This is a genomic window from Thermomonospora curvata DSM 43183 (genome assembly GCF_000024385.1).
Lineage (GTDB): Bacteria > Actinomycetota > Actinomycetes > Streptosporangiales > Streptosporangiaceae > Thermomonospora > Thermomonospora curvata.
The window spans coordinates 2,115,348-2,129,925 of record NC_013510.1; the positions used below are offsets into that span (position 1 = coordinate 2,115,348).

The 14,578-nt window shown below is 72.2% G+C and carries 15 protein-coding genes; 14 read left to right on the forward strand and 1 reads right to left on the reverse strand.

The genetic code is table 11. From position 1 onward, the window contains the following. The first annotated feature begins 31 nt into the window (after positions 1–31). On the forward strand, positions 32–610 hold the full coding sequence (locus TCUR_RS08930; RefSeq protein WP_012852164.1) for a GTP-binding protein: 579 nt from the start codon (positions 32–34) through the stop codon (positions 608–610). Positions 611–765: 155 nt separating this feature from the next. Here the strand turns inward: TCUR_RS08930 and TCUR_RS08935 are convergent, their stop codons facing one another. Continuing rightward, on the reverse strand, positions 766–2,754 hold the full coding sequence (locus TCUR_RS08935) for an ABC transporter ATP-binding protein (RefSeq protein ID WP_012852165.1): 1,989 nt from the start codon (positions 2,752–2,754) through the stop codon (positions 766–768). A gap of 155 nt (positions 2,755–2,909) precedes the next feature. Here TCUR_RS08935 and TCUR_RS08940 point away from each other — a divergent pair, with 155 nt between their 5' ends. The 13 genes from TCUR_RS08940 to TCUR_RS08990 all read left to right on the forward strand — a co-directional run bounded on the left by TCUR_RS08940 (position 2,910) and on the right by TCUR_RS08990 (position 14,566). Beyond that, positions 2,910–4,136 carry an LCP family protein gene (locus tag TCUR_RS08940; protein ID WP_148232965.1) on the forward strand — a complete coding sequence of 409 codons (1,227 nt, stop codon included), beginning with the start codon at positions 2,910–2,912 and terminating at the stop codon, positions 4,134–4,136. 67 nt (positions 4,137–4,203) lie between these two features. Beyond that, on the forward strand, positions 4,204–4,497 hold the full coding sequence (locus TCUR_RS08945) for a hypothetical protein (RefSeq protein WP_012852167.1): 294 nt from the start codon (positions 4,204–4,206) through the stop codon (positions 4,495–4,497). 101 nt (positions 4,498–4,598) lie between these two features. Beyond that, complete coding sequence (locus TCUR_RS26990; protein ID WP_012852168.1) at positions 4,599–4,754, forward strand: hypothetical protein; 156 nt, start codon at positions 4,599–4,601, stop codon at positions 4,752–4,754. Between the two features lie 274 nt (positions 4,755–5,028). After that, positions 5,029–5,187 (forward strand): hypothetical protein, encoded by a 159-nt coding sequence (locus TCUR_RS26995; protein WP_012852169.1) that lies wholly within the window; start codon positions 5,029–5,031, stop codon positions 5,185–5,187. A gap of 80 nt (positions 5,188–5,267) precedes the next feature. Further along, a complete protein-coding gene (locus tag TCUR_RS08950; RefSeq protein WP_012852170.1) occupies positions 5,268–5,756 on the forward strand; it encodes a glutathione peroxidase in 489 nt (162 codons plus the stop codon). A 92-nt stretch (positions 5,757–5,848) separates the two neighbouring features. Next, on the forward strand, positions 5,849–6,754 hold the full coding sequence (locus TCUR_RS08955; RefSeq protein WP_012852171.1) for an oxidoreductase: 906 nt from the start codon (positions 5,849–5,851) through the stop codon (positions 6,752–6,754). Positions 6,755–7,129: 375 nt separating this feature from the next. Further along, positions 7,130–7,558 (forward strand): phage holin family protein, encoded by a 429-nt coding sequence (locus TCUR_RS08960; protein ID WP_012852172.1) that lies wholly within the window; start codon positions 7,130–7,132, stop codon positions 7,556–7,558. A 137-nt stretch (positions 7,559–7,695) separates the two neighbouring features. After that, positions 7,696–8,055, forward strand: coding sequence for a hypothetical protein (locus TCUR_RS08965; protein WP_041439446.1), 360 nt, complete (start codon positions 7,696–7,698; stop codon positions 8,053–8,055). A gap of 74 nt (positions 8,056–8,129) precedes the next feature. Continuing rightward, a complete protein-coding gene (locus TCUR_RS08970; protein WP_012852174.1) occupies positions 8,130–8,438 on the forward strand; it encodes a DUF3817 domain-containing protein in 309 nt (102 codons plus the stop codon). A 404-nt stretch (positions 8,439–8,842) separates the two neighbouring features. Then, positions 8,843–9,442 carry a GNAT family N-acetyltransferase gene (locus TCUR_RS27500; protein WP_245537017.1) on the forward strand — a complete coding sequence of 200 codons (600 nt, stop codon included), beginning with the start codon at positions 8,843–8,845 and terminating at the stop codon, positions 9,440–9,442. Between the two features lie 907 nt (positions 9,443–10,349). Next, positions 10,350–12,746 (forward strand): endopeptidase La, encoded by a 2,397-nt coding sequence (lon, locus tag TCUR_RS08980; RefSeq protein ID WP_012852175.1) that lies wholly within the window; start codon positions 10,350–10,352, stop codon positions 12,744–12,746. Between the two features lie 284 nt (positions 12,747–13,030). Further along, complete coding sequence (locus TCUR_RS08985) at positions 13,031–14,062, forward strand: NAD-dependent epimerase/dehydratase family protein (RefSeq protein WP_012852176.1); 1,032 nt, start codon at positions 13,031–13,033, stop codon at positions 14,060–14,062. Further along, positions 14,063–14,566: a nitroreductase family deazaflavin-dependent oxidoreductase gene (locus tag TCUR_RS08990; protein WP_012852177.1), complete on the forward strand. Its 504-nt coding sequence runs from the start codon at positions 14,063–14,065 to the stop codon at positions 14,564–14,566. It begins immediately after the preceding gene. Positions 14,567–14,578: the final 12 nt, after the last annotated feature.

Consider the following 14,578-nt stretch of genomic DNA (forward strand, 5'->3'; position numbering starts at 1 on the left):
CCGTCCCCCCCACGACGGCGAAGGTCCTGCGATGACCTCGGTGAAGATTGTGGTCGGCGGAGGGTTCGGGGTCGGCAAGACGACCTTCGTGGGCTCGGTGTCGGAGATCATGCCGCTGACCACCGAGGCGGTGATGACCGCCGCCAGCGCCGGTGTCGACGACCTGACCGCGGTGCCGGACAAGACCACCACCACGGTGGCGATGGACTTCGGCCGGGTCACGCTGGAGAGCGACCTGATCCTCTACCTGTTCGGCACCCCCGGCCAGCACCGGTTCTGGTTCATGTGGGACGACCTGGTGCGCGGGGCGATCGGCGCGGTGGTGCTGGTCGACACCCGGCGGCTGTCGGACTGCTTTGCGGCGCTGGACTACTTCGAGGAGTCGGGGCTGCCCTACATCGTGGGCGTCAACGGCTTCCACGGGGAGTTCCCGCACACCGCCGAGGAGATCCGCGAGGCGCTGACGATCGGGCCGGAGGTGCCGATCGTGAAGGTGGACGCCCGCAGCCGGGAGTCCACCAAGCAGGCGCTGATCGTGCTGGTGCAGCACGCCATGGCGGTGCACTCCGGCAGCGGCACGGTCGCCGCCGCTCACGGCGGCTGGACCTGATCCGCCGGCGCGACGGGCCCGGTGATCTGCTTTGCCGTCCGCATCCTGCGGGGTGCGGACGGCAAAGCGTGGGACGCGATTCACCCCGAAGGCCCCGCGGCCGGTGCGGCACGGCGCCCGGCCCGGCGATCGGGCGGGACGGGCCGTGCCCGAGGTCAGCCGGTGGGGGAGACCCGGTAGGCCGACGCCTGCAGGGCGTACAGGTCGGCGTACAGCCCGCCGAGGGCCATGAGGGACTCATGGTCGCCCTCCTCGATGACCCTGCCGTGCTCCAGCACGTAGATGCGGTCGGCGTGGCGCACGCTGGCCAGCCGGTGGGTGATCAGCAGCACGGTGCGGCCGTCGGCGTGGGCGCGGATCCGTTCGAACAACGCGTGCTCGGCGCGGGCGTCCATGGCGGCGGTCGGCTCGTCGCAGATCAGCAGCGGTGCGTCCCGGAAGAAACCGCGCGCCACCGCCAGGCGCTGCCACTGGCCGCCCGACAGTTCCGCGCCGCCCTTGAACCGGCGGTCCAGCAGCGTGTCGTAGCCGTCCTCCAGGCCGTCGATCACCTCGTCGGCGCCCGCGGCGCGGGCCGCCGCCAGCAGCGCCGGGTGCTCACCCCCGTCCACCCGGTCGGGCAGCCGGCCCATGGCGATGTTCTGCCGGGCGGTCATCGGCCAGTGCGTGTAGTCCTGGGCGATGACCGCGATGTGCTCGCGCACCTGCTCCGGGTCTGTCTCCTGCAGGGGAACGCCGTCCCAGCACACCCGTCCCTCATCGGGCGTATAGAGCCCGGCCACCAGCTTGGCCAGGGTGGACTTGCCCGAGCCGTTCTCCCCGACCAGCGCCACCACCTCGCCCCGGCGCAGCTCGATCGAGACGCCGCACAGCGAGGGCCGTTCGGCCTTGGGGTAGGTGAAGACGACGTTCTCGACGGTGATCTTCTGGAACGGCACCGGTACCGCGCGGACGGGGCGCGGCGGCGCCGGGATGCGGCGTTCGGCCTTCTCGCAGAAGGTGATGTAGTCGCTGAAGTACAGCCCTTCCTCGTAGCAGTGGTTGACCGCGTAGACCAAGTTGCCCAGCGCGCCCTGCCCGGTGCGGATGGCCAGCACCGCGGCGCCGGCCACCGCCAGCGGCACCATCCCCTGCCATAGCAGCACGCCCAGCACCACGTACACGCCCGCGACCGCCAGCCCTTCCAGGGCGTCGCCGAGCACGCGGGCGAGCATCTGCCGGCGGGCCAGCTCCAGCTCGGTGTCGCGCTGGTAGGCGGCGACCCGGTCGTACTCCCGCAGCAGGAACTCCCGCATGGTGAACGAGCGGACCTCGGGGGCGTGCCGGCGGTCGACCATCAGGTCCGACAGGATCCACTTGCGGCGGGCCGCGCCCACCAGCCGCAGCACGGTCAGGTACCGCATCCGGGCCGACCGCACCGACGCCCAGCCTTCTGGGACGGCGGTCAGCAGCAGCAACGGCAGCAGCAGCGGATGCAGCACGCCCAGGGCGCTCGCGGCGGCCAGCAGCCCGACCGCCCCGGTCAGCAGGTCCACGGTGCTCTCCACCACCCCGGAGGCCGCCGCCGTGCCGCGGGAGTCGGCCCGCTGCAGCTCGTCCAGGAAATCCGCATCGTCCAGGGCGGCCAGCTCCACCGCCGAGGTCAGCTCATACAGCCGCATCTCCACGATGCGGGTGACCTTGGGCTGCAGCCTGGCCTGCGACCATCCGGCGAGCGCCTGGAAACCCGCCCGCAGCATGACCGCCAGGCCCACCAGGGCCAGCGAGGGCAGCGCCGCCCGCACCCGCTGCGGCGTCGGCCCGGCCGCCAGCAGCGCGGTGAGCACCCCGGTGGTGGCCAGCAGCCCGAACGCGGTGAAGAACCCGGCGGCCAGGTTGCAGGCGATGGTCACCGCCGTGTCGAGAGGGCCGGCCCGCCAGGCCAGCCGCAGCGCCTGTCCCACCAGCACCGGCAGCCGCCGGGCCATGGTGCGCAGGCCGGTCTCGGCGAGCTCACCGGTGCGCGCGTACCACTTCAGCTCCTTGAGCTCGGGGAGGGCCGGGCCGGACGAGGCGTCTTTGCCGGGGGACGTGCCGGGGGACTCATCGGGGGAGCGCCGCCCCCGCAGCAGCCGTCCCGGCCATCGAAACCACCGCACGCGCATCCGGCCCCCTCGCTTCACCCACGCCGCCCACAAGCAGTCTGCCGCTCTGCAAGGGAGAGATGGTGGCGGGTGTCACATATCGCACCGGGAGGAGACGGCTTGACATCATGCGCGAGAAGGACACGGAAACCTCCCGTTTTGAATATCTTGACGCCATGACCGACGGGTGGCCGGAAGGCTGGACACGACAGGGGCGGGAGCAGCGGACGGACCCGCCGACCGAGCGGTTGCCCCCGCAGCAGGCGGCGGCCTATGACGCCTATGGCGCCTACGGCGCTCCCCAGGGCGCCTACCAGGAGCCGGTTCCCGACCCGTATGCGGCGTCCCCGGGGTATGGGGGCCACGATCCCTACGGCGGCTACAACGACCCCTACGGCCATGCGGAACGGCCCTCGCGCCGGGCCGCCCGCGGTCTGCGCGGCGCCGGGCCGCGGCGCAGGCGCCGGTCCCGGGTGCTGGCCGCGCTGGTGGCGCTGCTGCTGGTGGTGCTCGTCGGCGGCTACTTCTACCTGGACTCCAAGCTGCAGCGCGAGGCCGTCTTGGCCGACTACCCGGGCCGTCCCGCCGACACCCCCGGCACCAACTGGCTGGTGGTGGGCTCCGACAGCCGGGAAGGGCTGACCAAGGAGCAGCGCAAGGAGTACGCCACCGGCAACGCCAGCGGGCGGCGCACCGACTCGATGATGCTGCTGCACTACGGCTCCGGCGGCACCACCCTGCTCAGCCTGCCCCGTGACTCCTATGTGGAGATCCCCGGGCACGGCCGCAACAAGCTGAACGCCGCGTTCGCCTTCGGCGGCCCCAAGCTGCTGGTGCAGACGGTGGAGAAGGCCACCGGGGTGCGCATCGACCACTACGCCGAGATCGGCTTCGGCGGGTTCGTGGGCGTGGTGGACGCGGTGGGCGGCGTGGACATCTGCGTCGAAAAGCCCCTCAAGGACCCCAAGGCCGGGCTGGACCTGAAGGCCGGCTGCCAGACCCTCGACGGCGGCCAGGCGCTGGGCTTCGTGCGCACCCGCAACTTCGCCAACGGCGACCTGGAACGGGTGGAGAACCAGCGCAAGTTCTTCGCCGCGCTGATGAAGAAGGCCACCAGCCCCGGCGTGATGCTCAACCCCTTCCGCGGCGTCCCCCTGGCGCTCAACTCCGCGGCCAACTTCACCGTGGACGAAGGCGACCACCTGGTGGACCTGGTCCGGCTGATGTGGGCGATGCGCGGCGTCAGCGGCGGCGACGGGGTCACCGCCACGGTCCCCATCAGCGGCTTCGGCTCCGCCCCCGGAGTCGGCTCGTATGTCAGGTGGGACACCGCCAGGTCCGAGGCGCTCTTTGCGGCCCTCCGGGAGGACAAGCCGGTTCCCGACAGCGTCCTGGACAAGTGAGGGCGCGTCCGCCGGCCGTTCCCGCGGTGGGACGGTTGGCGGACGCCCAGCCGGTTAGACCTGCGACATGGAGCAGGCCGCTGACCGTCCGGACCGCGCCGAACTCGACCGGTTGCCGACCAAGGAACTGCACGATGCGGCGATGCGCCTCGCGCTGGCGCGCGGCGACCTGGGCTTTCTGTGGCGGCTGCTGCACGACATCCCCGCCGCGGAGGCCGCGATCGGCCGCCCGGAGCAGGGCACCGCGGACATCCTGCACGTGTCGGCGCTGATCAACGAGTTCCTGCACGCCGGGGAAGGTGCGCTGGCCGAGGCGCTGCGCCCCGTCTACCTGGACTATCTGACGAAACAGCGACGTTGAGCAGCCGACGGCATCGGCGATCTTTGCCGCTTCTTGGCGGCTGTCGCCCCACCACGCTCACAGCGGTGCGTAATTATATGCGTACCGAGAGTGGGGGTCCTATGAACAAGAAGTGGATCAAGCTGTTAGTGCTGGCCTTCGTGTTCTGGTACGTGATCACCAGCCCGTACGGGGCGGCCGAGCTGGTGTCGAACGCGATGGGCGGACTCGGGCATGCCGCCGAGTCGTTGTCGGTCTTCGTCAGCGCGCTCCCCTGATCGCCTCCGGAAAACGTCGGCCCCGTACCCGTGGCAGGCGGGTACGGGGCTGTTTCGTCGCCGCAAGCGGGCCGCTGTGACCGGATCTGTCTTCTGTGCTGGATGTGGCCCATTTCATCGTCCGGGACTGACCTGCAAGTAAGTCACGACTCGACCCCCGACCGCGTACCCCTCCGGACAGGAAAGCCTTACAGTCTCTTTGCGAGCGCATGCAGACGGGCACACCTGCATGAGTCGGTTGTGCCACTGTGCTACATGAGGGACGGGCGACGGGATGAACAAGAAGCACCTTCGCTACGCGGCGATAGCCTTTGTCATCTTCTTTCTGTGGACAGACCCCCAAGGTGCGGCCGATGTGGTCAACAGCACCTTCGAGAACCTCGGTGACGCCGGCGACGCGCTGAAGCAGTTCATCACCGGCATCGGCACCTGACCGAGGGGACCGCCACGCGACCCGCGTCGGGCCCGACGCGGGTCTGTGCGCGTGGTCGGCGATCTTCTAGGATCGGGGCCATGTCGGTCTACGACGTTGAGATCCAGGACCTGCGGGGCGGCCCGGCCGACCTCGCCCAGTACCGCGGCAAGGCCATGCTGGTGGTCAATGTCGCCTCCAGATGCGGCCTGACCCCGCAGTACAAGGGGTTGCAGGAGCTGCACGAGCGGTACGCCGAACGCGGCTTCACCGTGCTGGGAGTTCCCTGCAACCAGTTCCTGGAGCAGGAGCCCGGCACCCATGAGGAGATCGCCGAGTTCTGCTCGGTCAACTACGGCGTCACCTTCCCCCTGACCGAGAAGATCGAGGTCAACGGGGAGGGCAGGCACCCACTGTACCGGGAGCTGGTGGATGTCCCCGACGCCACCGGCTACACCGGCGACATCCGCTGGAACTTCGAGAAGTTCCTGATCGGCCCGGACGGCTCGGTGCTGGCGCGCTTCGCCCCGCAGACCGAGCCGGACGATGAGCAGCTGGTGGCGGCGATCGAACGGGCCCTGCCCCGCTGATCACCGCTCCGCGCGGACGGCTGCGCCCGTCCGCCCAGGCCGACGCGGGACGGACCGCCCGGCCGTGGTGATCTCGCAGAGGGAGGGAACCGATGTTCAAGGGCGGCTGGCGGGCCTGTGACATCCCCGACCTGACCGGACGGCGCGCCATCGTCACCGGCGCCAACAGCGGGATCGGCTACCACACCGCCCTGGAGCTGGCCCGCCACGGCGCGTCGGTGGTGCTGGCCTGCCGCAGCGCCGAACGCGGCGGCGCCGCGCTGGAGCGCATCCGCACCGCCTTGCCGGACGCCGATGTCGCGCTGGCCTCGCTGGATCTGGCGGATCTGGCCTCGGTGCGGGCCTTCGCCGACGACCAGGGCGGGCAGCGGCTGGACATCCTGGTCAACAACGCCGGGGTGATGGCGATCCCGCGGCGGCGGACCGCCGACGGCTTTGAGATGCAGTTCGGCACCAACCACCTGGGCCACTTCGCGCTCACCGGCCTGCTGCTGCCGGCGCTGCGGGCCGCGCCGGCGCCCCGGGTGGTCACGGTGACCAGCATGCTGGCCTGGGCGGGCCGCATCGATTTCGACGACCTGCAGGGCGAGCGGCGCTACGGGCGCTGGCGGGCCTACGGCCAGTCCAAGCTCGCCAATCTGCTGTTCGCCAAGGAGCTGGACCGGCGGGTGGCCGAGGTGACCAGCGTGGCCGCCCACCCCGGTTATGCGGCCACCAACCTGCAGCTGGTGGGGCCGCGCATGGCCGGCGAACGGTTCACCGAACGCCTCATGAAGGCGGCCAACGGCCTGTTCGCCCAAAGCGACGCCGACGGCGCCCTGCCGTCGCTGTATGCCGCCACCGCACCGGATGTGCGCGGCGGAGCCTGCTATGGCCCCCGCTTCCTGCAGCAGCGGGGACTGCCCACGCAGGTGCGCACGCCCCCGGCGGCCGACCGCCAGGACGTCGCCCGGCGGCTGTGGGAGGTCTCCGAAAAGCTCACCGGTGTGACCTACTGAACCTTTCAGCACGTGGTCTTGGGCACCGGGGACGGGAGCCCGGACGGCGCCCGAGGCCGTGACTTGCCGGTCGCGGCATCGTCCCTGCCCCGAAGCTTCCGCCCCCACTTGCGGGAACGTCGCGTTGAAAAAGGTCTGCCGAACCTGGCCCTTCGGCGGCGGGCTGGACGGCCCGCGCGGAAAGGCGGGCAGAGCCGTCCAGTCCGCTGACCGTTCAGGCCGGGCCCTGCCGATCCCCGGGGCGCTCAGCATCGGCGCGGTGCGCCCTACCGGCCCGCGAACGGCGGCCTGCCGGCGGTGAATGCGCATAATCCCGGCTTGCGGGGTATGCCACGGCGCGGATCCCGCCGGGGATCGCAAGGAGGTGTGGCGACCGTGGCGACGAAACTGGTGGAGCACGAAACGGCCGCCGGGCCGCTCAAGGAGCGTTCGACCGCCGAGCTGCTCAGGCTGCTGTCGGAGCAGACCCGCGAGCTGGTCAGGCAAGAGTTGCGGATGGCCCGCAGCGAACTGGTGGAAAAGGGCAAGCGCGCCGGCCGCGGCGCCGGGATGCTCGCCGCCGCGGCGCTCGTGGCGCTGTACGGCGTCGGCGTGCTGCTGGCCGCGATCGTCCTGCTGCTGGCCCTGGCGATGCCCGCCTGGGTCGCGGCGCTGATCGTGGCGGTGGTGCTGCTGGCGGTTGCCGCGATCTTGGCTCTGCTGGGGCGGTCCCAGGCCCGCAAGGCCACTCCGCCCACGCCCGTGCGCACCATGGAGTCGATGAAGCGGGACGTCCAGGCCGTCCGGGAACACGCCCACCGGTGACCTTCCGCGCCGCGGCCCGCAAAGGCCCGGCGAACGCAGGCCGCGCCCGTGCCCGTGCAAGGGACGGGAGCGGCGTCAACCGCCCATAGGCGCGGGTGAGGGGCGGGACCATGCCGGGTGAGGGGTACTCTCAAGGTGTGCGACGGTTTTTCACCCCCGGATGGCTCGGGCTGCACGCGCTGGCCATAGCCCTCTTCAGCGCGTTCCTGTTCTTCGGGTGGTGGCAGCTGAGCCGGGCGCAGGCCGGCAACGACCGTAGCTGGGCCTATGTCTTCGAGTGGCCGATCTTTGCGATCTTCGTGGTCGTCATGTGGGTCAAGATGATCCGCGACGAGCTCAACGACGACGGCAAGCCCAAGCCCCAGCCGCCCCTGCAGCCCCCCGAGCCGCCGGCCAAAAGCGAGATCATCCGGCAGCAGGAGGAAGAGGACGAGGAGCTGGCGGCCTACAACCGCTATCTGGCCCGCCTCAACTCCCAGTCAAAGCGGCGCGGCTGACACCGGCCGCCTGGACATCGGCCCCGGCCATGGCATCGCCATGCCGCGGGCCTTTCGAGATCAAGGAGTGAACTGTGGAAGCGGCGATCAACCGGTACCGCATCCTGGCCTTCGCCGTGGGCGTGATGCTGCTGATGGTCGTCTTCGTGGGCATGCCGATCCGCTACATCGGCGGGAACCCCACCCCCTCGGGGATCATCTCGCCGATCCACGGCGCGCTCTACATCGTCTACCTGGCCTTCGCCTTCGACCTGCACCGGCGGGCGGGCTGGCCGCTCAAGCAGTTCCTGATCATGGTCTCCGGGGGGCTGGTGCCCTTCCTGGCCTTCTTCGTGGAACGCAAGATCGTCCGCGAGGCCCGCGCCCTGCTGCCCGGCACCTGATCCGGCGGCCCTCCCCGCCGCCGAAGCGACCGCGACGCTCGACCGGCCGGCCCTGCCGGAGCAATCGTTGACTCAGTCGAAGATTGCTCCGAAGGGCGTCATGGTCGTTCCCGCCGCCGTCCGCCGTTTCAACCGCTTCTACACCGCTGTCATGGGGGCGCTGGGCGAAAGAGCCGGTGCGCACCCCCTACTCCCTCACCGAGGCCCGGGTGATCTTCGAGCCGGCGCAGCGGGAGGCCCACCGAAACGGCCGCGTTGCGCCGGGAGCCGGGCCTGGACCCCGGCTGCCTGGGCCGGATCCTGGCCCGTTTCGACACCGACGGGCTGATACCCGGGAACGCGCGGAGACCGACGCCCCGCCGTCAGGTCGTCCGCCTCACCCCGCAGGCCGCAAGGTGCACGCCATGCTCGGTGGGCGGTCCGACCAGGATGTTGTGGTGCTGCTGGCCCTGTTGCCGGACGAGCGTTGTTCCCGGTTGATCGCCGCGATGCGGACCGTGCAGGCCCGGCCGGGGGATCCGGTCGAGCGGCTCGAGGTCGTGCTGCGCCCGCTGCGTCCCGGCGGACTGGGCTGGCTGGTGGAATGTAACGCCGTCCTCTACCACCGTGAATACGGCTGGGAGCACACCTACAAGGCACTGGTGGCCCGGATCGTGGCCGGCTTCGCCGCAGATCACGATCCCGGGCGCGAGGCGGCGTGGATCGCCGGCCTGGAGGGCGAGCCGGTGGGCTGCGTCTTTTGCGTCCGCCGGGACGAGACGACGGGGCAGCGGCTGCTGGTCGGGCCGTCCGCCCGCGGGATGAGCATCAGGGGGCGCCTGGTGGACGAGTGCCTGCGGTTCGTCGCCGGGGCGGGCTGCCGGGAGATCGTGCTGTGGGCCAACGACCGCCTCACCGTGGCCCGGCGGATCTGCCGGCGGGCCGGTTTCACGCTGGAGTCCGGGGAGCCGCACCACGGCTTCGGCCGGGACCTGGTCGGCCGGTACTGGCGCCGCGTGCGGTGAGCGGAGGCCTGGGCTGCGGTGCCGGTGCGGCCCGGCGGCGGGCGCCGAAAATGCGCGGACCCGCGGAGACGGAGGTCTCCGCGGGCCGGGGGTCGCAACGGTCGAAGTGATCGCTAGGCGGGCCGGCCGATCGGCGGCCGGTCCACCGCGCCGGTCAAGGGCGCATCGGATGAGTCAGTCGATCACCTCCCCCCCATGACGGTGCGGTGGAGCATGACCCGGGCTTGGGGCTCGGGGTGGCGTGCCGGGCCGAAGACGCCACCCCGAGGTCTGCGGCGCACCGCGGGATCTGCCCGCCGGGTGCGGTGCGGATGGGGCCGGACGCCGGTGCCGCGGGGGCGTACGGCGCCGGCGTCCGGCCCCCCGGCACCGGCGGCGCCGGCGGGAACGCCGGGGAAGAGCGGATGGAGGACGGACGGCCGAGGATCCGAGGTGTGTCGCCGGTGGGCGCCGGTGGTGCGCATGCCGCGCCGAACGCGCGCCGGGGGCCTCGGCGCGCCGACGGGTGCGGAGTGCGGGGGAGCGCCCGGCCGGGAGCATCCTCGGCCGTCCGGAGGCGGCCGCCCGGGACGGAGGAACCGGGGAGGCGGCCGCCGGAGGGCCGGCCTCAGCTCGTGCCGTCCATAGCATCCAGCCCTCCTCGTCGGTCGGGTGATGAACCGTCCTTTGCCTGCGCAAGGACTCGCTCATCACGTTGCGTCATCTTCTCGTTGCTGTTGGTACCCGGGAGTCATGGCCGCGTAAACACCGGCCGGCAAAGTTTCCGGGAAGGTCCGGAACGTTTCGTGTTTCGCACGTCCTTGATCGCCGAGGGCGAACGGTGCCGCGGAAACAAAACTCGGCTCCGTTTTCTTGAGTGTGAGTGACTCAACTTTCGGTTGAGTCCTCGGACGATGGAGAGCTGAGCATGAGCGAGACCCTGACGCTGCCGGTGCTGCCCCTGGACGGGGAGGTCGTGCTCCCCGGGATGGTGGTGCCGCTGGATCTGTCGGACGGCGAGATCCGCGCCGCCGTCGAGGCCGCCCGCGCCGCCGAGCGCGCCCGCGGCCCCGGCATCCGGTCCGCCGCCAAGCCCCGGGTGCTGCTGGTGCCCCGCCTGAACGGCCAGTACGCCGCCGTCGGCACGCTCGGCGTGATCGAACAGGAGGGCCGGCTGCCCGGCGGCGGACCCGGCGCCGTGGTGCGCGGGGTGACCCGCGTCCGCATCGGCACCGGAACCACCGGCCCCGGCGCCGCGCTGTGGGTGGAGGGCACCGAGATCGCCGTGCCCCCCGCCGGCCCGCGCGTGCCGGAGCTGGCCAGGGAGTACAAGGGCCTGGTCGGCGCCATCCTGCAAAAGCGCGGCGCCTGGCAGGTCGTGGACATCGTCCAGCGGATCGAGGACCCCTCCGCCCTGGCCGACAACGCCGGCTACGCCCCCTACCTGTCGGCCGAGCAGAAGGTCCGGCTGCTGGAGACCCCGGACGTGGCCGAACGGCTGGAGATGGTGATCGGCTGGGCCCGCGAGCACCTGGCCGAGATGGACGTGGCCGAGTCCATCCGAAAAGACGTCCAGGAGGGCATGGAAAAGCAGCAGCGGGAGTTCCTGCTGCGCCGGCAGCTGGAGGCCGTCCGCAAGGAACTGGCCGAGCTGAACGGCGACCCGGCCGGCGAGGAGGAGGACTACCGCGCCCGCATCGAGGCGGCGAACCTGCCCGAGAAGGTGCGCCAGGCCGCCCTCAAGGAGGTCGGCCGGCTGGAGCGGGCCGGCGACTCCTCGCCCGAGAGCGGCTGGATCCGCACCTGGCTGGACACGATCTTGGACATGCCCTGGAACGAGCGCACCGAGGACTCCTACGACATCGCCGGGGCACGGGCGGTGCTGGACGCCGACCACGCGGGCCTGGAGGAGGTCAAGGACCGCATCATCGAGTACCTGGCGGTCCGCAAGCGCCGCGCCGACCGCGGATTGGGCGTCGTCGGCGGACGCCGCTCGGGCGCGGTGCTCGCCCTGGTCGGCCCGCCCGGCGTCGGCAAGACCTCGCTGGGGGAGTCGGTGGCCCGCGCCATGGGCCGCAAGTTCGTGCGCGTGGCGCTCGGCGGCGTCCGCGACGAGGCCGAGATCCGCGGCCACCGCCGCACCTACGTCGGCGCGCTGCCCGGCCGGATCGTGCGGGCCATCCGCGAGGCCGGCTCGATGAACCCGGTGGTGCTGCTGGACGAGATCGACAAGGTCGGCTCCGACTACCGGGGCGACCCGGCCGCCGCGCTGCTGGAGGTGCTGGACCCGGCGCAGAACCACACCTTCCGCGACCACTACCTGGAGGTCGAGCTCGACCTGTCGGACGTGCTGTTCCTGGCCACCGCCAACGTCCTGGAGGCCATTCCCGGCCCGCTGCTGGACCGCATGGAGGTGGTGACCCTGGACGGCTACACCGAGGAGGAGAAGGTCACCATCGCCCGCGACCACCTGCTGCCGCGCCAGCTGGAGAAGGCGGGCCTGGAGCCGCAGGAGGTGACCTTCACCGAGCAGGCGCTGCGGGCGCTGGCCGCCGAGTACACCCGCGAGGCCGGGGTGCGCGCGCTGGAGCGGTCGATCGCCCGGATCCTGCGCAAGCTCACCGCCAAGGCGGCGCTGGACCCCTCGGCGCTGCCGGCGCGAGTGGACGCCGCGGACCTGAAGGACTACCTGGGCCGGCCCCGCCACACCCCCGAGAGCCTGCTCAGCCCGGCCGAGCGGCGCACCGGGGTGCCGGGCGTGGCGACCGGCCTGGCGGTGACCGGCGCCGGCGGGGACGTGCTGTATGTCGAGGCGTCGCTGGCCGACCGGCAGACCGGCGAGGTCGGGGTGACGCTCACCGGCCAGCTCGGCGACGTGATGAAGGAATCGGCCCGCATCGCCCTCAGCTACCTGCGCTCCCGCGGCGCCGAACTGGGCCTGCCGGTCGGCGACCTGGCCGACCGCGGCGTGCACATCCACGTGCCCGCCGGGGCGGTGCCCAAGGACGGGCCGAGCGCGGGCATCACCATGGTCACCGCGCTGGCCTCGCTGCTGTCGGGACGGCCGGCCCGCGCGGACGTGGCGATGACCGGGGAGGTGTCGCTGACCGGGCGGGTGCTGCCCATCGGCGGGGTCAAGCAGAAGCTGCTGGCCGCGCACCGGGCCGGGATCACCACCGTGCTGATCCCCAAGCGCAACGAGCCCGACCTGGACGACGTGCCGGCCGAGGTGCTGCGGTCGCTGACGGTCTTCACCGTCACCGACGTGCGCGAGGTGCTGGAGCTGGCGCTGGAGCCCGCCGCGGACGGAGTCGTCGCCGCCTGACGGAGGAACCGGACGGCGATGGGCCAGGCGGCCCCCGATAATGCCGCCTGGCCCGGCGCTCTCCGAGATCGATGGTCGGATCCTGGAAGGACGCGGGCCCCTCACCCACCCCAGATGAGGGGCCCGCTTCCGTTCCACCCCACTGAAGGAGACGCGCGAAGGGCCTTCCGGGTTCCTGACAATCGGTGGGGATCGATGTGGTGTGCACCACGTGCCGTCCGGCCTCGGGCTGCAGGCGCCCGGCATCTGGCCAGCGGGCCGAACAAGCGTTAGGTTTACTCGCCATGCGCGTGCTCGTCACCGGAGCCTCCGGCTTCGTGGGCTCCCACACCGTCGCCGCCCTGCTGGAGGCCGGGCACACCCCCCGCGCGCTGGTCCGCGACCCCGCCAAGGCGACCCGGGCGCTGGAGGCGGCCGGGGCCGACCCCGCCCGGGTGGAGCTGGTGACCGGCGACATGCTGGATGAGACCGCGGTCGGCCGGGCCCTGGAGGGCTGCCGGGCGGCGATCCACGCGGCGGCCGCGGTGGGCGTCACCGGCCGGGGCGGCGACCTGGTGGAGGTCAACCTGGGCGGCACCCGCAACGTGGTCGGCGGCGCGGTGGAGCGCGGGCTGGACCCGGTGGTGCACGTCTCCACCGTCGCGGTGTTCGTGCCGCCCCGCGACCCGGTGATCACCGTGGACGGCCCGCTGGCCAGCCCCCGCACCGCCTACGGCCGCTCCAAGGTGGCCGCCGAACGGTACGTGCGCCGGCTGCAGGACCAGGGCGCCCCGGTCACCGTCGTCTACCCCGGCGGGGTGTGCGGCCCGCACCAGCCGGTGCTCGACTCCCTGATGGAGGGGCTGGTCGGTGCGCTGCGCCTGGTGTGGCCGCTGCCGCCCGGCGGGGTGGGCGTCATCGACGTGCGCGACCTGGCCGAGGCCCTGGCGCGGGCGCTGGTGCCCGGTCGGGGCCCTCGCCGCTGGCTGCTGGGCGGCCACTACCTGACCTGGCGCCAATGCTCGGATCTGTGCCGGGAACTGACCGGGGTGCGGCACCGGCGGCTGCCGGTGCCCGGCGGTGCGCTGCGGGCGGCCGGGACGCTGCTGGACGCCCTCCGGCGCGTCCGCCCCTTCGACTACCCGCTGACCAGGGACGCCGCCGAGTTCATGACCAGGCTCGTGCCGACCGACGACCGGCCCGCCCTCGAGGAGCTCGGCATGAAACTGCGGCCGGTGGAGCAGACCCTGTCCGACGCGCTGCGCTGGCTCGCCGAGGCCGGGCATCTGGACCCCCGCAAGGCGGGCCGGCTGGCGCCCCCTGCCGAGGAGCACTGAGTGGCGACGCTGATCCAAAAGACCCTCGGGCCGATCTTCCAGCGCATCTCCGGGGCGGCCTGGTTCGCCAAGGTCGGCCCGAAGATCGTCCCGCCGCTGGACCGGGCGCTGCACCGGGTCAGCGGCGGGCGGCTGATGCTCGGCCAGCTGCTGGTGCCCAGCCTGGTGCTGACCACCATCGGCAGCGTCAGCGGCCGGCCCCGCCAGGTGCCGCTGGCCTGCATGCCCGAGCCGGACGGCGGCTGGATCGTGGTCGGCAGCAACTTCGGCCGCGAAAAACACCCGGCCTGGACCACCAACCTGCTCAAGGAGCCCAAGGCCACCGTCGTCTTCCAGGGCCGGACCGTGCCGGTCACCGCGCACCTGCTGGACGAGGCCGAACGGGACCGCATCTGGCCCCGCCTGCTGCAGGTCTGGCCGGTCTATGCGCGCTATGCCGAACGCGTCGAACGGCAGCTGCGCATCTTCCGCCTGGTGCCCGACCCGCCCGAAGCGGCCCGCTGACGCCCGCCCTCA

Coding starts and splice junctions, on each gene's coding strand:
- TCUR_RS08955 (WP_012852171.1), top strand. CDS start 5,849: ATGTTCAAGGGCGGCTGGCGGGCCTGTGACATCCCCGACCTGACCGGA.
- TCUR_RS08935 (WP_012852165.1), bottom strand. CDS start 2,754: ATGCGCGTGCGGTGGTTTCGATGGCCGGGACGGCTGCTGCGGGGGCGG.
- TCUR_RS27500 (WP_245537017.1), top strand. CDS start 8,843: ATGCTCGGTGGGCGGTCCGACCAGGATGTTGTGGTGCTGCTGGCCCTG.
- TCUR_RS08940 (WP_148232965.1), top strand. CDS start 2,910: ATGACCGACGGGTGGCCGGAAGGCTGGACACGACAGGGGCGGGAGCAG.
- TCUR_RS26995 (WP_012852169.1), top strand. CDS start 5,029: ATGAACAAGAAGCACCTTCGCTACGCGGCGATAGCCTTTGTCATCTTC.
- TCUR_RS26990 (WP_012852168.1), top strand. CDS start 4,599: ATGAACAAGAAGTGGATCAAGCTGTTAGTGCTGGCCTTCGTGTTCTGG.
- lon (WP_012852175.1), top strand. CDS start 10,350: ATGAGCGAGACCCTGACGCTGCCGGTGCTGCCCCTGGACGGGGAGGTC.
- TCUR_RS08945 (WP_012852167.1), top strand. CDS start 4,204: ATGGAGCAGGCCGCTGACCGTCCGGACCGCGCCGAACTCGACCGGTTG.
- TCUR_RS08930 (WP_012852164.1), top strand. CDS start 32: ATGACCTCGGTGAAGATTGTGGTCGGCGGAGGGTTCGGGGTCGGCAAG.
- TCUR_RS08950 (WP_012852170.1), top strand. CDS start 5,268: ATGTCGGTCTACGACGTTGAGATCCAGGACCTGCGGGGCGGCCCGGCC.
- TCUR_RS08985 (WP_012852176.1), top strand. CDS start 13,031: ATGCGCGTGCTCGTCACCGGAGCCTCCGGCTTCGTGGGCTCCCACACC.